17 protein-coding genes and 1 pseudogene are annotated in these 19,837 nt (G+C 37.3%); 4 read left to right on the top strand and 14 right to left on the bottom strand.

Annotated elements, in window-relative coordinates; all coding sequences use genetic code 11:
- The first annotated feature begins 91 nt into the window (after nucleotides 1-91).
- Complete coding sequence (locus GGG_RS0112415) at nucleotides 92-1,639, top strand: DUF4139 domain-containing protein (RefSeq protein ID WP_010115326.1); 1,548 nt, start codon at nucleotides 92-94, stop codon at nucleotides 1,637-1,639.
- Between the two features lie 90 nt (nucleotides 1,640-1,729).
- On the opposite strand, the pseudogene rnk reads toward GGG_RS0112415, so the two are convergent.
- The 3 genes and pseudogenes from rnk to GGG_RS0112400 form a co-directional block, all read right to left on the bottom strand.
- A pseudogene (rnk, locus tag GGG_RS19765) lies at nucleotides 1,730-2,135 on the bottom strand (nucleoside diphosphate kinase regulator).
- Nucleotides 2,136-2,292: 157 nt separating this feature from the next.
- Entirely contained in the window at nucleotides 2,293-3,546 is a 1,254-nt protein-coding gene (gene glyA / locus GGG_RS0112405; protein WP_010115320.1) for a serine hydroxymethyltransferase, read from the bottom strand.
- A 174-nt stretch (nucleotides 3,547-3,720) separates the two neighbouring features.
- Nucleotides 3,721-4,944: a S9 family peptidase gene (locus tag GGG_RS0112400; RefSeq protein ID WP_010115318.1), complete on the bottom strand. Its 1,224-nt coding sequence runs from the start codon at nucleotides 4,942-4,944 to the stop codon at nucleotides 3,721-3,723.
- A gap of 496 nt (nucleotides 4,945-5,440) precedes the next feature.
- Here GGG_RS0112400 and GGG_RS0112395 point away from each other — a divergent pair, with 496 nt between their 5' ends.
- Entirely contained in the window at nucleotides 5,441-6,130 is a 690-nt protein-coding gene (locus GGG_RS0112395) for a DUF3820 family protein (protein ID WP_010115316.1), read from the top strand.
- A 111-nt stretch (nucleotides 6,131-6,241) separates the two neighbouring features.
- A complete protein-coding gene (locus GGG_RS0112390) occupies nucleotides 6,242-6,931 on the top strand; it encodes a hypothetical protein (RefSeq protein ID WP_227500499.1) in 690 nt (229 codons plus the stop codon).
- A 155-nt stretch (nucleotides 6,932-7,086) separates the two neighbouring features.
- Here the strand turns inward: GGG_RS0112390 and GGG_RS0112385 are convergent, their stop codons facing one another.
- A complete protein-coding gene (locus GGG_RS0112385) occupies nucleotides 7,087-7,311 on the bottom strand; it encodes a hypothetical protein (RefSeq protein ID WP_010115311.1) in 225 nt (74 codons plus the stop codon).
- A 622-nt stretch (nucleotides 7,312-7,933) separates the two neighbouring features.
- Nucleotides 7,934-8,119 carry a hypothetical protein gene (locus GGG_RS0112380; protein WP_010115309.1) on the bottom strand — a complete coding sequence of 62 codons (186 nt, stop codon included), beginning with the start codon at nucleotides 8,117-8,119 and terminating at the stop codon, nucleotides 7,934-7,936.
- Between the two features lie 829 nt (nucleotides 8,120-8,948).
- Here GGG_RS0112380 and GGG_RS0112375 point away from each other — a divergent pair.
- On the top strand, nucleotides 8,949-9,899 hold the full coding sequence (locus GGG_RS0112375; protein ID WP_010115307.1) for a diguanylate cyclase: 951 nt from the start codon (nucleotides 8,949-8,951) through the stop codon (nucleotides 9,897-9,899).
- A 496-nt stretch (nucleotides 9,900-10,395) separates the two neighbouring features.
- On the opposite strand, the gene GGG_RS0112370 is transcribed toward GGG_RS0112375, so the two are convergent.
- Genes GGG_RS0112370 through GGG_RS0112330 form a run of 9 tightly spaced genes read right to left on the bottom strand, consistent with a single transcriptional unit; the run spans nucleotide 10,396 to nucleotide 19,702 of the window.
- Nucleotides 10,396-10,839, bottom strand: coding sequence for a lysozyme (locus tag GGG_RS0112370; protein WP_010115305.1), 444 nt, complete (start codon nucleotides 10,837-10,839; stop codon nucleotides 10,396-10,398).
- A complete protein-coding gene (locus GGG_RS0112365; RefSeq protein WP_010115303.1) occupies nucleotides 10,836-11,207 on the bottom strand; it encodes a hypothetical protein in 372 nt (123 codons plus the stop codon). Before GGG_RS0112365 ends, GGG_RS0112370 begins: the two co-directional genes overlap by 4 nt.
- Before the next feature lie 45 nt (nucleotides 11,208-11,252).
- Nucleotides 11,253-11,792 carry a DUF4376 domain-containing protein gene (locus tag GGG_RS0112360; RefSeq protein WP_010115301.1) on the bottom strand — a complete coding sequence of 180 codons (540 nt, stop codon included), beginning with the start codon at nucleotides 11,790-11,792 and terminating at the stop codon, nucleotides 11,253-11,255.
- Nucleotides 11,789-16,231, bottom strand: coding sequence for a phage tail protein (locus GGG_RS0112355; RefSeq protein WP_010115299.1), 4,443 nt, complete (start codon nucleotides 16,229-16,231; stop codon nucleotides 11,789-11,791). Before GGG_RS0112355 ends, GGG_RS0112360 begins: the two co-directional genes overlap by 4 nt.
- A 53-nt stretch (nucleotides 16,232-16,284) precedes the next feature.
- Nucleotides 16,285-16,878, bottom strand: a complete 594-nt coding sequence (locus GGG_RS0112350; protein WP_029574571.1) for a tail assembly protein — start codon at nucleotides 16,876-16,878, stop codon at nucleotides 16,285-16,287.
- A complete protein-coding gene (locus GGG_RS0112345; RefSeq protein WP_010115297.1) occupies nucleotides 16,844-17,620 on the bottom strand; it encodes a C40 family peptidase in 777 nt (258 codons plus the stop codon). Before GGG_RS0112345 ends, GGG_RS0112350 begins: the two co-directional genes overlap by 35 nt.
- Nucleotides 17,621-17,623: 3 nt before the next feature.
- On the bottom strand, nucleotides 17,624-18,427 hold the full coding sequence (locus tag GGG_RS0112340) for a phage minor tail protein L (protein WP_010115296.1): 804 nt from the start codon (nucleotides 18,425-18,427) through the stop codon (nucleotides 17,624-17,626).
- Nucleotides 18,411-19,310 carry a hypothetical protein gene (locus GGG_RS19760; RefSeq protein ID WP_010115295.1) on the bottom strand — a complete coding sequence of 300 codons (900 nt, stop codon included), beginning with the start codon at nucleotides 19,308-19,310 and terminating at the stop codon, nucleotides 18,411-18,413. The genes GGG_RS0112340 and GGG_RS19760 overlap by 17 nt, the downstream gene beginning before the upstream one ends.
- 50 nt (nucleotides 19,311-19,360) lie before the next feature.
- Nucleotides 19,361-19,702 carry a phage tail protein gene (locus GGG_RS0112330; protein ID WP_010115293.1) on the bottom strand — a complete coding sequence of 114 codons (342 nt, stop codon included), beginning with the start codon at nucleotides 19,700-19,702 and terminating at the stop codon, nucleotides 19,361-19,363.
- Nucleotides 19,703-19,837 lie beyond the last annotated feature (135 nt).

Genomic DNA, 19,837 nt, shown 5'->3' with positions numbered 1-19,837 from the left:
AATTTTATACTATTCTTTTATTTAGCTTATCTGAACTTTCTGCTACATTTTATCCATAAGACTGATCTCATTACTCTTTTTGGACATTATAATGAATATAAAATCTGTCATTCAACTCAGCATCCTTTGCATTCCAAGTAGCTATTGCTTCGCTTTGGGTTTAAATCACTCCCCTATTCAACAAATCACACTTTATCCAACTTCGGCAAAAATAGAACGAACTATTCCGGTACAAACAGGCGAGCAACTCGTCACACTCACTGGACTGGCGGCGAATTTTGATATTAATCAATTGCAATATCAGAGTAGTAACATTGAAGTCAATGCAGTTTCACATACAGACAGTGCCATCGATAAACCAGCTGGCAATGAATCGACTCAACTTAGAACTCAAATTGATAACTTAAAAAAGAAAATTTCTGAACAAAACTCGATTATTCAAGCGGCTGAATTACAAAATAAATTTCTAGGCAATGTGACAGAAGGTTCTGCTCCTAAAGTTCGTCAGGAAGCTTATTCAGCGTTTATTGCGATTGATCAAGCCAAAATAGAAAAAGAAAAATTAGAACAGCGTTTAGCAGAACTCGAACAAGATTTAAATACCATTGGTGATAGTGATTTCGATCAGCGTACACTTAAATTTTATGTCAATGCACCACAATCGGGTGAAATCAAAATCAGCTATGTTGTGCCTTATGCACGTTGGCAACCGACATATAAAGCTGAGTTAAATACGCAAACTAAACAACTGAAACTCACCCGTATGGCGATGATTGCACAGAAAACAGGTGAAGATTGGAATAATGTCAAATTGACACTTTCCACATCAACACCTCAAAGCTATGTACAACAAGTTCAGCCTCAGCAATGGTGGGTGAATTACCATGAGCCTGAACCAGTACGTCCAATCCCTGAATATGCCCCTGCCCCTATAGCATTGGCTGAAGTTGCAATGGATAGTGGATCTGCAAAAATGAGAAGCCCTGCTCGAAATAATGGACCGAGCTTTCCTCAATTCCAAGCATCGGATTTAAATTTCAGCACTGAATTTCGTTCAGAAACCAAAGTATCTATTCCGAGTAGCCAACAACAAATTTTCTTACCTTTAAGTGCTGAACAGTACCCTGCAAAACTTTCAGTTTGGGTGCTTCCAAAGCAAAGTACGCAAGCAACGATTAATGCAGAAATTGCAAAACTCGATAGCAGTTGGCCGTCTGGTATTTTAAAACTCTACCGTGATGGCGATTATATTGGACAAAGAACATGGAACAATAGTGCCGATGAGGCCTTGCAAATGAGCTTTGGTACGGATGAACAAATTCAAGTGAATGTTACAGATTTAACAGATAAGAAGAATCCTATTCGTTCACGTTCTGAAACTATTCAAAAACAACAATATTCAATTCAAAACCTACATAGCTACCCAATTCAAGTAACCGTTTTTGAATCTGAACCACAAAGCCGTAATGGTAAATTAACCACACAATCGGTTTATAGTACGCCACCAACTGCAACGTCATGGAATGGTCAACCCAATATTAACCAGTGGCAAATGAATTTAGATCCGAAGCAAACCTTTAAATTAGATGTACAACATCAATTTAAATATCCAAGCAAAGGATATACATCTGGCTTCTAAATCATGATTTGCAAAGATATTTTTGCAAATGTGCTAGTGAATAAATACGACGTTCTAATAACAAAGCCATCAATCATGATGGCTTTTCGTTTAATTAAAATCACCTTCTCTTTCAGGTTGGTATAGCACTTTCTCAATTTTTACTTTCATCATCTGACCATCAGGTTGTGGCCATTCTATTTCTTGACCTTCTGCCAATCCAAGAATTGCCGCACCGATTGGTGCAATAATATTTACTTGTCCAGCTTCACCACGAAAATCATGCGGATAAACAAGGGTGATTTCAGAACTTTTTGTTGATGGTTCAACGGTAATCAAAACCTTTGCATTCATACTTTACAACATTGGCAGGCAATTGATTTGGCTTCACCACTTCAGCTCTTGCAAGTTCATCTTCTAAATGCTTCATCGTTTCGGTGAATTTAGTTTGATGCTCTAACATTGTTTCTAAACGATTTAAATCTTGTTCTGAAATAATAATTTTCGGTTTAATCATCTCTTTGACCCCTATATTTCTATGGTCTTTCACACCATTTTGTTACAACAATATTCTTGGTCAATGTTGTTCTTTTAAGTCAGTATTTTGCAATACTTTCAATTTTTATACCCAATAAAAAAGCCCCCTTGAAAGGGGGCCTTTCTCAAGTTAATGCTTAATCAGCATAAACTGGGAATTTAGCACATACTGTTTCTACTTTCGCTTTTACAGCATTGATTACAGCTTCATCACCTTTAGAATCAAGGATATCTGCAATCCAACCTGCAAGATCACGAACTTCAGCTTCACCGAAACCACGAGTTGTTACAGCTGGTGTACCGATACGGATACCTGAAGTCACGAACGGAGAACGTGGATCATTTGGTACAGAGTTTTTGTTCACAGTAATGTGTGCATCACCTAACCAAGCATCTGCTTCTTTACCTGTGATGTCTTGTTTAATTAAAGACAATAGGAATAAATGATTTTCAGTACCACCTGATACAACATCATAACCACGTGCGATTAATACTTCAGCCATTGCTTTAGCATTCACAACTACTTGTTTTTGATATTCTTTATATTCAGGTGCCATTGCTTCTTTAAAGCAAATCGCTTTCGCTGCAATCGCGTGAACTAATGGACCACCTTGGTTTCCTGGGAATACAGCAGATTGAAGTTTCTTTTCAATTTCTTCATTTGCTTTTGCAAGGATTAAACCAGAACGTGGGCCACGTAATGTTTTATGTGTCGTTGTAGTCGTTACATCAGCAATTTGTACTGGGCTTGGGTATACACCCGCAGCAACTAAACCTGCAACATGAGCCATATCTACAAATAAATAAGCGCCAACTTTATCCGCAATTTCACGGAAACGTTGCCAGTCTACAATTTGGCTATAAGCAGAGAAACCAGCAACGATCATACGTGGCTTATGTTCTACAGCTAAACGCTCAACTTCTTCATAATCGATTTCGCCCGTTTCTGGGTTTAAACCGTATTGAATCGCATTATAGGTTTTACCAGAGAAGCTCACTTTAGCACCATGTGTCAAGTGACCACCATGCGCCAAGCTCATACCTAAAACTGTATCACCAGGATTAAGAAGCGCTAAATAAACCGCTGAGTTCGCTTGAGAACCTGCATGTGGCTGAACGTTAGCATAATCAGCACCAAATAATTCTTTAGCACGATCGATCGCCAATTGTTCGATCACATCAACATATTCACAACCGCCATAATAGCGTTTGCCTGGATACCCTTCTGCATATTTGTTGGTCAGTTTTGATCCTTGTGCTTCCATGACAGCAGGAGAACAATAATTTTCAGATGCAATTAACTCAATATGCGCTTCTTGGCGAGCATCTTCGTTTTTAATTGCTTGAGCTAATTCAGGATCAAATTCAGAAATTGAGATATTGGCGAACATTAGCGAGGTCCTATAAATTAGGGCTTTTAAGCCGTGCTAAGATTGCGCACATTGTAGCATGAAGTTTGTAATTAAACAGAATGAACTTTACTCAGTTTGAAATAAAAATAGCTCATATTTTCAAAACATGAGCTATATCAAAACGAGACTATTTATACCGTCATTTGGGCAACATTATTTAGCCATCATTTCATTGACATCAAAGACAATATTGTCAATATTCAATGCATAAGCTGATCCATGATCCCAAGTTGGACTGGTAATGTAATTCACTTGGGTTCCTAGTGCTTTCGCTGTTCCTAATAAAGCATCTGTAGCCACTTGAGGTACGGTCGTATCCGCCCCACCTTGATAAATTACGATTGGCGTTTTGACTTGGATTTGTAAAGGTTGTGAATCTTTTTCCAAGAATGATTTAACAACAGGTAATGACATAAAACTATCGGTCGTTCTTGGGTAATCTTTCAACGATCCATTCACAGCCGCATGTTGCCCCATTTTAACAGCAAACTGGTTACCCAATACATCGTAACAAACACTTTCTGCATTTTTAGCAATTTGGTCTGTTGGTGTTTTAAAGACTTGGTTATATTCCAATGTTGGATTTTGATTACGTAAACCCGCAGCAATTAAAGCTGTAAATGTATCTAAAGATGCATAAACTGGAATCTGTTTATCAGGTGTTGAATTTGCAACAGAAGCTTGCCCTGCATTTAAAATCAAACTTAATTGTGAAGCAGGTGCAACAGCAACTGTTCCTTTATAGTCTAAGTTCGCACGCGCTGCATACTGCGCTGCTCCTAAAGCTGCTTGACCACCTTGTGAATGCCCTACCGTTACCCATTTCTTAGAAACTTTATTGCCCAACCAATTATGGGTAGCAACCACGGCATCCGTAATTGAATAGCCTTCACTTTTTAAATTTAAGAATGGATGTAATTCAGTTCCTGTTGGTTCACCTAAACCTTCATAATCAGGTGCAACAACCACATAGCCCTCAGCTAAGAACTTAGAGATCATACCTTTAATATAATCATTCATCACATTACGGCTTGGTGCACACTGATCAGCCACACCTGTTGTGCCATGTGCCCAGACCACAATCGGCCAACCTGATGCAGGTGCAGCAGTTCGTGGAGTAAACACCAATGCAGTCGCTTGAACCTCACTCCCACTGATGCCTTTCATTTTATAAGTCATCACTACACTTTCAGCAGCAGCTGCAGAAAAATCTGTCAATGAATAAGCCGTTGGTGTCCCTACAACAGGATTTGCAATGTTATTGACATCTGCATTTGATGTAGATGAAGAGCCACCACCCCCATCTCCACCATTATCACATGCGCTGAGAAGCAACCCCGAACTTAAAACTAAAACCGTCAGTAAATTTTTTTTCATGTGACTTATCCTTAAACACAGTTTTTAGAAATCTTGTATGCAAAATGCCCTTGCATATTTATTCATCAATACGATAAAAAAACCTGTTAGGCAAGTCTTTTCATTGAAATTATTGAAGAATCATTGGGATTTATAAGACTCAATAAAAAGACATTTTCTTAATTCTATATGAACATTGTGAATGGTTTGGCTTATAGATCAAAACTGCACCATGCTAGCTTGCTCTCATGCTTTTCGAATGCTTTTATAAAAATGATTTGACAATTTATCTTACTTTTCCTTCTTATTTGTTCTTGCTCATCCTTCATTTACAATTAAGAGCAATTACAATAAACACAATATCAAACCTTGAAACTTCAAAATGCAATAGCATAAGTAAGTGACAGACCACAATTCAGCCAGAATCATGTGAAATATTGATTATGAATTGTATTCAAAGCTCAAAAAAGCTAGTGTTATTCAGGTTTACTATTTTGCACTGATTTTGGAGCAACGCATGCAAGCAATTATATTAGATACTGAAACACATAATTTAAATGGCTTGCCCATTGAAATTGCATATGCACCTATCCAAATTAATGACGGTAAACTGAGTTTAGATCGCGAACTTATTTTTGATCAGCTATATAGCATCGGCGATGAGAAAATTTCGTACGCCTCTATGGCAGTGCACCATATTTTAGAGTCAGATTTAATAGATCAACCTAACTTTTCCACCTTTCAACTTCCTCAAGACACACGTTATATCATTGGGCATAATATTGACTATGATATTCGTGCAATTCAGCAATGTGGTGTGGATACGTCTCAAATCAAAGCCATTTGTACACTCGCATTGGCGCGTTTAGTTTGGCCAAATGCTGAAGCACATAATATTTCTGCACTGATTTACATGATCAGCAAAGGCAGTGAAAAAGCACGAGAAATGTTAAAAGGTGCTCACCGTGCAGATGCAGATATTATTTTAACGGCAAATATCTTAATGCATATTATTTATCAATTGAAAATTCAAACAATTGAAGAGTTATATGAAGCTTCAGAAGACGCGCGCATTCCACGTAGCATTAATTTTGGTAAACATCGTGGCACAGCAATTGTAGACTTACCTGCCGATTATATTCAGTGGCTACTACGCCAAGAAGATTTAGATCCTTATTTGCGTAAAGCTTTAGAAAATGCAAAATAAATCACAAAACAAGCTATTGATTTGTAATAAAATAGTCACGTTAGTGTAATTTTCACACTTTATCCTAAAGCCAATTTATTAGGGGAAATAGATTGGCTCATGGATCATTATGTGAAAACTCATTTAGGCGTCCAAGCCTTAAAACAGCGCTCGTTTCAACTGAATGCTCGTCAAAGACAACTGCTACTACTGATTGGTACAGATGATTTTCGAATATTGAATAGTGCCATGAAACAGCGCTTAGCAACGCCTGAAATTATTCAACAATTAGAACAATTGGGTTTAATTTTTTCAGGTCAACAAAGCTCAAACCATTCAGTTGAATATATTACAGAAAAAACCAATCACGTTGAGCCAAATCAACCCGTTAAAAATGTTCAACATGAAAGTCTTAATACAAAAAATCTTCATACAACAGATATAGCCGATGAGAAAGCTACGCAATCCAATATAGATCATGAATCAATAGAAAATCTAATGATTCAACATCAGAAAATAAATGAATCCCCCCTTCAACAACAAAAACAAGATACTAATTTTATTCAAAAAAATGATGTCTATTTAGACATGTTAAATTTTGACGAAGTCAAACAAACCATGATGGGCTTATTAAAACTACATTGCGGTTTAATGGCAAAACAATTGGTTTTAAAAATTCAACAAGCTCAATCTGTGCGCGAAATTAAACTGTGCCAAATGCAATGGATTACGGCTTTGCAAGAAACTCGAATCCCGCGAGACGAATTAAACTTTAACATGCAACAAATAAATCGCTCCCTACAGCATTTGTATCGTTCTTAGCTGTTGAGGAATGATTAAAGTGATGTGTTTTATACTTGTTATAAGTATTTTGATAAAGGCATTTGATGATGAAAAGCGTATTGAATGCTGAACGATTCGATACGCTTTTAAGTGAATACGCTTTTAAGTGAATACGCGTTTAAGTTTAAAAATCGTTAGTTTACTTCTTCGATAATACGATAAATGCTGTCCGAACTTTTACTCTCAAAAAGCAATTCAATATTAGGTAAAATTTTCTCACCCTCTACGACAATATGATCAATACGTTGAAATAATGAATAAGACTCATCTTGATGCTCTTGCAATTTATTTAACCACGCCAAAGCATTGAGTTCATTACTGTATTGATCCTTAACCTTCACTGTAATCATTTCAGACATTTTTATACCCTCCATTTCGTACATAACTTCTTATATCACGCTATTGCGTCGATGTACTTTTGAAGATGTTAGATTTTATGGCATTGTTAAATTACATTAATGCTATACTGAAATTAGCGCTAAATTGATATTAAAAGATTGCATAAGTTTGATCTAATTTACATTTATTGGATTAATTAAATTACTTAGCGCTTACAAATGAAAAAACTCGCATTTCTGCGAGTTTTTTAATGTTGGATAGCTAGTGCCTATTTCTTATTTGAACATCAGTTGCAAATTCAATAAGCTGTCATTGATCTGTCCAACTACTTCGTAGCGTCTTAACGACCTACTGTAGTTTTAATATATTGCGATTTATTTTTAAGCGCAAGATGTTTTTACATTATTCAACTTTTATATAGCAATTTTAGAATTGATTAATTTTATATTCGGTAGATAATTATGGCTTCGTCAAAAAAAAACATAAAATACTGATTTTTCCTGTTTGATATTCTTGCAGAAGTTAAAACTATTTTTAAAAAATTTACAAACCATCCAATTGATTATTCAGTCAAAATTTGATTTATGATTTACTACTTGACCAATAAAAACCCGCAGAGAGCGGGTTTAAATGTTTTGGGACTTAAGTAAAGAACTCTTTTAATCCAATTTTATTTAAAAATCTTGCTTGACTATCATGGTTGGGAAATTCAAACCTTCTCACTAAGTCATCACCTAAAAAAATTCGTACAAACTCTCCATTTTCATCAACTTCAATTAAACGAATTTGATCGGTATTAATTACGGTATTGGCAATTTGAATTAGCATAGTACCCCCAAAAAAATTAGAGTATTAAAAGATCAATCTATCAGTAAGCTATTTTATAATCAATCATTTAAAATCTGCTTTTATTTTAATCTATACTTAAATACTGCTTGTATCTTCTTCAAACAAAGTGCTTAACCTAATTTTAAAATACCCATATAACTTTTACCCCACACTTTGCGCTTTATAAAAAAACTGTGCATCAAGATTAAATGGTCATCGTCAAATACGTATTTCTGTTACATAATCTCTTTAGAATTTCTCTTTTCAAATCACCATTAAACATTTTTTATTTAATATAATTTAATAATGAGATTAGAAAAGTTTATTAAAACCATAATTATTAAATAAAATTAATCAATATATATTACATCAGACTTTCCTACGACAGGACAAAGCTATTCGAAAAACAAAACTAGGAATACAGTTCATACCTATAAGTAAACAATGGCTTATGCATCACCATTATTTTCAAGGCTTATTTAGAATAAAGCCAATTTAAAATTTGCACTATTGAAAAATAATGAAAATCTCACAATGATCAAATATGCAATTAAGCTCACTTTACATTTATATAGCTCTATATTTTTAACGAATGTTATTTTAGTTAATCTAAAATATTATTTTTAAATAGAAATTATTTTATAAAATCGCACTAAATCCACTTTCAGTTAGTTTAAAAGTGTTTTATATTTCCCATATAAATTGATATTATTTACAAAATTAACCATTAAAAATGGTTCAAAAGTCTTTTATTACACTAGTTATAATCAACGTGGTTTTAAATTTGTCTCTATATAAAGAAAACATCAATGAGTGGCAGGCCAACTGAATGAACGATACTAAATTTAAAAACTTTGAAGAAGCATGTTGTGCTGTTCTGACGTTTTTAAATCAACGATTTGGTTTTAGATTATGGATGATCACTCGTACTGAAGGTGATGACTGGATAATACTTCAAACGAAAGATCAGGGTTACAATATAAAACCAGGTCAAGTATTTCCATGGTCAGATACTTTATGCTCACAAATGGTTCAAGGAAAAGCCCCAAGAATTGCGCCTAGATCACAAGATATTCCCGAATATGCGAATGCGGCAGTCAATAAATTGGCAGATATTAAAGCATATATTGGTCAACCACTCATAAAAGAGGATGGTTCTTTGTTTGGCACGCTTTGTGCGATTGATCCTCAACCCCAACCAGAAGAATTAGTACAAGAAGAAGGCTTAATAAACTTACTCGGTCAAATGTTAAGCTATATTTTGCAAGGTGAATTACGGGAAATTGAACATATACGACAAAGTGAGCGTTTCAAAGAAGAAGCACTAACCGATTCCATGACAGGATTATTCAATCGTAGAGGTTGGGACAAATTACTCACTTTAGAAGAAGACCGCTGTAAATTTTATGGGCATCCTGCTGCTATTATTATGATTGACCTCAATGATTTAAAGTCTATCAATGATAATTCAGGGCACATTGCTGGAGATAAACTTATTCAAAAAACAGCTTCTACTTTATCAAAATGTGTTCGTAGCAATGATATTGTCGCTCGTTTAGGTGGTGATGAGTTCGCTGTTTTAAGCATTGAAAATAACTTGATTAATGCAACAGGCTTAGCAAATAGAATTCTTCAAGCATTTGAAGAAGCAAATATCAGTGCGGCAATTGGCATTGCTGTACGTAATCCAAGTTATGGACTTCTTACTGCAATGCATGAAGCGGATAAAAAAATGTATCAACATAAAAAAATGCTGAAAGCACAGAAAAACAAAGCATAATAAAAATTGTGAATATTATCGTTACGTTTTTGAAAATTATGCTTTTTGAATCATTTGAATAAACTGTCTTTACTCATATATTTTAACTAGACTTGATTAAATAGGCTTGGCTTAAATTTTTTCTATGTTAAAAACAATTTAAGCCAAGCCTAATGATTTAAAATTTTCACATTTAAATCTTCACGATGTTTAAGTTTTTAAATGATGAAAAAGATAAACAATAAGATAGGGCAAAAATTAAGAATTAAATGATCATAATTAGAAACTAGTTATAATAAAAATATATCGAAAAAACATAAATCATTAATTATATTAGATAAATTGGTACGCCCAGCGGACACAAGAAATAAAGAATAAGCTATTGTTTTTATTTAATATATTTTTATTGAATTTTAAATATACCGTATTAACTACCGTGAAAATTAAAAGTGTCTATGCTTCCTGTCTTTTGTTAAAGTGATTGTATCACAACAAAAAGAATGTAAATAGAAAGCCCTCATCCGAGGGCTTTCTCAAACAATTTCCGCTCTTTCGCACGACGATTTGTAAGCCCTCGCATTACTTTACCGCCTGCCCGATTCCATCGATCAAATTGTTCAGCCGCCCCTTTGTAGTCTTTGGCATTTAGCTTTTTAAACAAAGTCGAACTTAAGAATGCACCTACTCCAATGTTATAGGCCAGTGAAACCAAAGCGTCATACTGGTTTTGATTAAGTGGTACCTTGACTTGATTCACAGCAGATTCAAATTTCTTTAAATCATTAGCCATGTATGACCTGGCTTGCTCAAGTGTGCAAGTGTCACCTTTCTTGACTTTGGTACCATCAATCACCGTGGTACCGTAGCCGATGGTCCATACACCCACACCGTCGTCATAGGCTTTGAGTCTAAGGCTTTCAAAGCCACAAATCATGTTGATTCCGTTTGTGCTTATTTTCATCTGAATATTGCTCCAAAGGCTTCTTTAACTTCTGTGATAATTTCCATGAAGGATTTACCTTTCATAAGCTGCACTGACTGGTAGGCGATACCAATACAAAGCATCCCGAAGATGGCAAACACAAGCATGACGAAACCCTGCGACATATGTGAATAATGCCCAAGATCGTAGTATTCAATGAAGGCTGAACCACCATATAAACTTATGGCCACACTGAATGTGAATTTCATAATCACACCCATTGTGATTTTGATACGCCCTTGTGTATCAATGTCCCCGCTTAATGTCAGGGCAAAAATAGCCCCGATCACCGCAGCTATAATTTTAAAAAGCCATGGTAAGCCTTTGATTGAAATCGGATCGTTCAAGGTATTTCCCCTTAATTTTTGGTAATAAAAAAGCACCCGAAGGTGCTATAGTTGGATTGATTCGACCTGCTCTTTTGTTTCCGCATCAAATATTAATTGTCTTGCAATGCGCCCGCGTTCGTGAACGCCTGCAATATGTGCTTGCAATGCCACATAGAGTTGCTGTAACTGTGATGCTGTTAAATTAACAGTTGTGTTATCAGCTAGAGTCCATGTCTGATCTACACCTGTTGACGCTGCTCCTAAGATTCGACCTTGCGACACTTGGTTTGAGTCATAAATATTGCCCTCAAACTCAAAGCCATCAAACTCTATTTGATCGCGCTGTGATTTAATCTCAGCCCATTTCTGCGCTTTGGTTTCATCGAGTGAGCGTGGGTCAATCCATTGTTTTGTGTTGTAGTCGAATGTGTGGAATGGTGATGGCTGAGCAGGAATCTCTACCCACCCATCCTGATAAAACATATTTGAGCTTGGTGGGTCATCAACCGCAAACCCATCTTTCGGGGTGTTTAAAACAACTGTTTCTGCATTTGCTGAAATAATCTTCAGCAATTCACCATGTTTTGAAATAATTGCTGTCATTTTTTCAACTCAATTACTGAAATACATCGACCTACAAATTTAATTTGTGTATCACCACCAACTCCGATCTGCACATTTGTTAAGCTTCCCATATATGCAAGACCAACCTTCATTGTATATACCGCTGTACCAACAAAACTATTTTCAACTAAGGATACAACTGACAATGTTCCCGATACATCCACCCCTGAGTTACCTAGGACTGATGTCGGTGCAAGGTATGAACGGCCAACCAAGGTACCATTTCTATAAACGCTTAAAGCCATCCTTACATAACGTCGCTCAGCTTCTGAAACAGTCCCACTGCTATTTGTTACCGCTAAAGCAATATTGGTTGTTGTTAAATTAATCACCGTAAGTGTTGCGCTAATTGAAGCTTTCCCCCCATTACGCGTCATTGTGATTGAACCTAACTCGCCTATTGCACTCTCCCAAGCTTGAAATTGTGCTTCCGAATCTGTTGGAAGTGGAGTGGTCATATTTGTTCGAATCGTTGCAGTATTCATACTCAAATCTGCAAACTTTGCACCAACTGGCACACTCACCGCTTCATCTTGAATTTTTAGCGTCGTCACCGCTAAATTATCAATTTTTCCTGATGTTACAGCTAGGTTGCCAATTTTGGCGGTCTTAACAGCCAGGTCTTCAATATGCGAAGTTTTGACAGATTGATAATCAAAGAAACCTGACTTGATATACGCACCAGCAGGAAAGATTGCACCTGTCACTGGGTCATAATAATCGACATTTCTAAACACAATCGGATACGTTACAACACCTGAATTATCAGAACCAAATGCCACAGAACTTGAATTAAAAATGATGTCCGATGTCTTACCATCGTTCATCATTCCAATACCGCTGATCAAATTTCCTGATTGCAACTTCAACGTATATTGAAGATTGATACCGTTAATCGATTGCTGTTGCGTTTGAATGCTTGCGGTATTTTGCCCAACCTTGGTTTGCAAAGTTGTCGTAGCAGTGACGTTGGCTGAAACTGCATCGGCATTTGCTTTAATCTGTTGTTGATATAAAGCATCATTCTGATTCATTTGAGTAATGACTTGATCAGTACGAATCGCTTGTGATAAATCTCCCTCAATCCGCGCTGACTGTTCAGACCACACACCTGCATAACCTGATTCAGAACCAATCAAATCAGATTCAGAGCCTATTAGCTTAGGATTGACTTGCGCATAAATCCCATCAACTCGGATTGTTTGTGCAGCGATCTTATTATCAGCTGTCGTTAAATCCGACTTGACCTGATTTAAAGCACCAGTACTTGCTTTACCATCAAGCTCTAAATCTAAAGCATCGATTAGCACTGCATTTGCATTTGATTTCTCAACTGCAATTTGTGCTGAATTGCGTACTGTCGCTAATGCTGAATCATTTTGGGCGATATAAGTGTCAATCTTTTGGACTGTGGCTTTATCACCTTCAATACGAGCCGTTACTTCTTGTTGTGCAAAAGCCTGTACATCATTGACTTGTGCAACAGTAGTATCAATACGTTTGCTTAATACCAAATCACCTTCAATCATGGCTGATTGTAGTGACCAAGTACCTGCAAAGCCTTCTTCTGAGCCGATTAAATCTGATGTAGAGCCGATCAGCTTTGGATTGACTTGGGCGTAAACGCCATCCAATTTTGTTGCAGTGGTGGATAGATTATTTGCAACCACATCAATGTTGGTTTGAACTGCTGCAATACCTTGTTCACTCGACTGTTTAACCGTCTCAACAACAGTAAGCACATCATTATCACCTTCAATAATTTGCTGTGATAGTCCATCTTCTGCCTGCTGAATCGCATACTGACGATCAACAATTTCTTGTGCAATCTGTGCCTTGGTATTCTGAATATCCTGTTTGATCGGCCCTATTTCAGCATCAATGGTTTCAATATGGTCAATCTTGGTCTGTAAGTCTTGATGTAACTGACTTTCAGTAATTTTGCCATTTAAAATATCAAGTACTGCAGACGCATCTGCAGATGTTGTACCACTAACCCAATTTGACCAATCTCCAACGTTGCCAATGCGATCAATCAATCGTCCACGGTAAAACTGTGTCAGATTCGGTTGCATGCCTTGGATGGTATGTACTGTTGTTGGATAAGCAAATAAACCCAACTGACCTATGTTAGATACGCCATCTGGACTGACTTCAATTTCAGTATAAGCCGTATCTAAAGCGCCTACTGCAGGAAATAACCAGGTTAATTTCATCCCAAATAAAATACCTTCAGCATGTATATTGGCGAGTTTTGGCGGTTTTCCTTGCTTGCCTTGAAGTGCAGTAAGAACGGAACTTGCTGGTAAAGAGGTAATATCGAAAGCAGAAATAGCCGTTACACGCGCCTGATAATTACCTGCATAAATGCCAGGTATTTCAACGGAGGTTGCACCAGTGGTCGGCATCTTGATCCAAGAATTATTATCTTTGCGCCATTCAACTAAGTATTTAACTGCATACTCTGCCTTGACCCATTTAATGATCATGGTCGCAACATTGATACCTTGTTGTACTGAATCATAGGATTCAATTTGCACATTCGTTGCTGGCGCTTGTACAACAGGATTAATGATTGTTGTTGGCACATCATCAATAAATGCACCATTATCAATGGCATCATATTTAGCAGCATTGTATTCAACAGCAGTAATGGTAAATTGGTGTTCATCATCTTGAGTCAGTGAAACAACTCTAAATTTACGTGTTTTTAAATCCGTTGAATCAATATTCCATGCATTTTGTGCAGCGATCTCCCCTACATTAAAAGCTTGTGTAACTGTAACAACTTGACCATTAATTGAAGCCAATTGACGTTGAACTGACTGACCAGATTCACTATTAATATAAATAGTGTCATTTGGTTGAGCCAAAACATCACGATCCAGAGTGATGGTTTTGCGATCTGCTGAAATAGCTTTGATACGACCACCAACAAAACGACCAGCAAAATCATTATCAGCCACAGAAATAATTTTACCTGGTGGCGAGATTTGACCTTCTAGACCTGGCTTAAACGTGACTGTTTGGGTTTCATTTTGCTCTGAACGTAAAGCCCACAATCCAGCACGTTGCGCCTGACCACGACTCGTACAGCCCCATGCATCAACATCTACAATTCGAACGGCTTTCGCTTCAGCAATCGCACGTTCATCTCGCACTATCTCATAATCAGTTTTGTAGCGGTTCTTAGGATCATCCCATGCAACTTTCGCAACATTATGGCGATCTCGATTACGTGTGCCTGAATATTCAAAACGCCCATCAATTACATTGGCATTGGTATAAGCATAATAAACATCATCTGGGGCATCAGCCTCACAAATAATTGAATCACCATCCCAATATGAAATAGCTCGAAATAAGCCTGATAATTTTGTAAGAATTGAATAAGCATCTTCAGCAGATTGAATATAAATATTGCAGGTGAAACGTGGCTCTAATCCCCCTTCACCATCTGAAACCATGCCATCACAATACTGTGCTAAACGATACAGGCTGGCTTTATCCAACATTGCATCAGTGATTCTTTCACCTAAGCCATATCTTTTGGCGGTACAAAGATCATAGTAAATCCATGCCGGATTATTAGAATAAGCACGTTTAAATGAACCATTCCAAATACCTGTATATTGCCTCGTTTCAGGATTGTAATTTGTTGGTACACGTACCTTAATCCCCTTTGCTTCAACTGCTACCTTTGCAGCATTAGAAAAAGTTTGAGCATCATACTGTAAAGATAGCAGTGCTGTATTTGGATAGCTTAATTTTGCATCAATAACTTCAGAGTATGAGTCGATATACATCTTGTCGGTAATGTAGTCACTATTCGCTGGTGGCGTTAAACGTCGAACACGAATATTCCAACCTGTTTGGGCTTTTGGCAGATCAATACGGTGTGGTCGTACATAGGCATCAGAAGTCTTGTCATCGATTGCTGTATTGATCATTTCAACATAAGCTGCACCATCTGTACTGATATCAATCGCATATTTAATCAATACACCAGTCACATCACCATTTTTTGGATTAGTGGTTCTTAATGCACCAAAACGTAAAAGCACACGAATAGCATCAATACTGGTATTTGAAATGGATCTCACCCATTGAGTGGTAAGTTCTACATTAACATCATTAATATTTGATGTTTCAACAAAGCCTTCTATGTAATCTTGGTCATTGGTCCCTGTGCGAAAATCACGAGTAACAGATTCAAAGTTACTATTGCCTGAAGCATCTAAAATGGGTGTGTCATCAAGATAAACTGATTTCCAGCCATTGGCCAAGCCTTCAATTTCTCCTTCAGTCATACCCATTAAGATTTTGTAATAAACAATACTTTGAGCTGAATCAGAGGCTACAACAGGCGTTCTAGATTTGCTTGAGCCTGCCTTAGCTCCTTTAATATTTGCATTCATACTTTATCTCAGGCAATAAAAAAGGCGCATAATGCGCCAGGAAATAAACATAATTACAGTTGATCTTCGGGGTACTGGCCAGCGGAAATAATAAAACCGCCAATCTCTCTTTGGCCGTATAAAATGGAGACTGGATTGCCTTGACCAACAGTGGTGACTGCACCACCAAAACCTTTATTGGCTTTATTTCCATCACTATTGGCTTCATCGGTTTGGGCTTTTGGCATTAGCATTGAGGCAATACCACCAATCATCATGCCCACACCAGCACCAATTAAACCTGCACCAATTGGAGAAGCAGCACCAAAAGACATACCTGTGACAACAACACCTACAACAATCATAACAGCGCCTAAAACAGTCTGAAGCAATCCACCATCACCGCCTGCACCCTCAACAATCGGCATAATTCTAATTAATTCAGATCCAGTCTGCATATCCACTTCTTTTTCAGAAATAGTTTTACGCTTGTCTGTGAATACAGCAAAACGTAACCCTTGCTTATGTGCATTCAGCATGAAATGTTCTAGACCTTGTATTTGAGCTGAAAGTAATCGCATTGCTTCTTTTACTGAATTAACTTCTAAGCACCATTCTTTGCCAAACCGTTCTCTAAGCACTCCGTGAAATCGAATTGTTTTGTACATCTTTATGCCTCAATATTTTAACTGTGCGTTCTACCCAATTTGGTCCATATACAGTGCGCTCTGATTCCCGGTTATACGGATGATGTAGAATCAAAGTGGAACCTGTACATGGTTGAGCATTTTCAGATTTCAATATCGCTTGATCACCAAGCCATAAAACAGCATGATTAGGATGCTCAGTGCGTCCAACCTTACAAATGATCATGTCACCATACTGGGGTTCGTAAACTTCATAAAAGCCTGCTTTTTCATAATTATCTACATACAAAGAAGCATGTTCTTTTGATTCCCACCACTCATCATCACGCTCAAAATCATCAAGCTTTATGTCAAGTTCACGTAAATAAAAATCACGGACTAAAGCATAACAATCTTGCCAACCATGGAAATAATGACGACCAATCAAAGGGGCCTTATAGCCAGTTGGGCGAAACATCTGGATATCCGTATCAGGATAAGCACAGATAATCCAAGGTTTTCCGTGAAGTTCTATTTGATGCTTATCTAATGGTGAAGCAACTGCTGTACCATCAGGATGGCTATGCACATAGGCCTCAATTTCACCATGATCTTCAATTTCAACCAGGGCTTGATGATCAATCTCAAAATGATTTTTTGCATCTTTTGAAATATTAGGAAGCCGAATAAATTCTCCATTCTGAACAACTCCACACATTTCATGTGGATAGGCTTCCATAGCAGCAGTGACAATTTGTTTTTTTAGCTTTGCTTTGATTTTCATAGATCACCCAAACATATTTGAGGATGGAAACCCACCAAAATTTGCTTCATTATCTCGTAATCGGCATGAACCAAATCGACCAACACATCTGTCCTGACTTGGATCATCTGTAGGCTCATCCTTGTCAGTGAAGTATTTCATTCCAGTATATTTACAAGATTCTCCACGATAATTGCCACGCATAGCCCAATCACAATATCCAGTGATGTTTCGAACAGGAATTTTTAAACCCTCAAAATCAATAGGATTTGAAAGTTCAAATGTCACTTGAGTGGAATTTTCAGAAGTTTTTTGTTCAATGAACCAATGCTGTATTTTTGATTCATTTGGATTGGCAGATGGATTGCCTTCAGTAAAGTTTTCAGCATCAATATACTTGGCTAAAGTGCGAATCACTTTAAGTTTGGCACCTGCAAAATCTTTAAAGCGATAACAATATGCAGATACAGCACCTTGGATACCATTAATGTAATTGGCCATGCTTAAAGTTGGAGATGACGCCTTACCATCACTACGCATTTCCAAACCATCAACTTGTAATGCCATAGGTTCAAAAGTCTGACCATTAAATATAATGTTGCGGTGCCAAACCTTTTCATCACCAACATCATATAGTTTACCAATTGAGCCAGTATCTGAACCAATCAAGCCATTTGAACCGATTGAGCTATAAATCTTTTCCCAGTCTTCATATGAAATATGTCCATGGAAACGCAAAACGCCAGCACCTAAAGCGCTGGCATCTAATTCAAATAATGTGATTAACCCATCAACATAGAGTTTTTGATAATCACTGTTCAGCGTCATTTTTCAATGCCTCCGCTACAGCTTGAGCCAAGTTTGTTGGTTGAAAATCAGCAGGTGTATTTGTGATTTCAATCTCAGGTTGCGGTAATGCTTTTAATCGAATGTCGATCCAACGCCCAGCAGGAATATCACGAGGTTTTTCAAGGTTTGGAACAATATCACCTGTTTCTTCATCAAACTTTTTAACAAAGGTTTTAACTTCAATCGTATTGTCTTCAATTTGTTGATACTGCACCGCAACAAGCACATTACCATTGGCATCCTTGGGCATCTCGATATACCAGCCATCATCTGAAAAACCTTCTGTATTTTTTAACAGGTAGTGACCAACATCCACTTTTTCAAAAATTGGTTCTTGTTCTAATGCTTCCTCATTGGACTCTATTTTGTTAGCAAGGAGTTTAATAATAGGTGAAGCGGCTTTGATAAAACCGTTTGAATCAACTGAAGTATTGCCTGAATGCCGAATCAGAACAGGGGTGCGCCATTCTAAGCTTAGTAAACAACCTCTCAAGTAGAATTTATTAGAATACGGCAGACAACCAATTTCAAATCCTGAACGCCCACCAGCAAATGAATTTCGCATAACAAATACATTTGTTTCTACTTGTCTCCAAGTCGAGTCAGATTGAGTGTTGACATCATAATAGTAATTACCAGAGCCCATATATTGTGAATCATTTGGCATCAGCATTGAAACCATCGCTCCCCCTAACCCAAACGCCCCAACCTCCATCACATTTCCAGTAGCTGTACCAACCAATCGACTCGCAGCATGACTATTATTGGTAAAGTTTTCATTCATTTTTGCGCCAGTTGAACGAAACGTATCACCACCAGCACCACTCGGCGCAGTACCTAAATTTACTGTTTGAATTGTCATATTTTTCTCACAAAAAAGCCCCAGCATGTGGGGCGTGAATTTGATTTAAATCAAGGTTTAAAGTCTTGGGTGAATGTAGTGGAGATGGACCAGACACCCCCGCCTAAACTGACTGGGGTGTAATCCCCTGCCACCACTCGAACTTCACCATCTAGCGGCGAATCCCATAAAAATGAATCAGCACCCTTATGTGCATCAAAAAAGGCTTTGATCTCTTGTATCAAAGCCTTCTTGCCAGTTTTTTTGAATGCCCATGTGGATGACCGATTGTTAATCCCTACACTCGTTCGCTGTGTATATCCATCACCAAAACTGGATTGAAGGACTTTAAAGCTTGAGGTTTGGGAGTTGCCATCTAGGTCGTTGCACCATGTGAATTTTTGATTGCTCATAACTTCGGCCATTCAATATTTATTGAAATAATTGGTCGCGTATCTTTTGTGAAGCCACCTTCTGAAAACTTGTTGCCAGCAAGCAATCCGCCTCGTTGCTGATCTTTCTTGATCGCAGCCTTAATTGAATCACTG

This window comes from Acinetobacter sp. P8-3-8 (genome assembly GCF_000214135.1).
Taxonomy (GTDB): Bacteria; Pseudomonadota; Gammaproteobacteria; order Pseudomonadales; family Moraxellaceae; genus Acinetobacter.
This window is presented reverse-complemented; position numbering and strand designations above follow the sequence as displayed.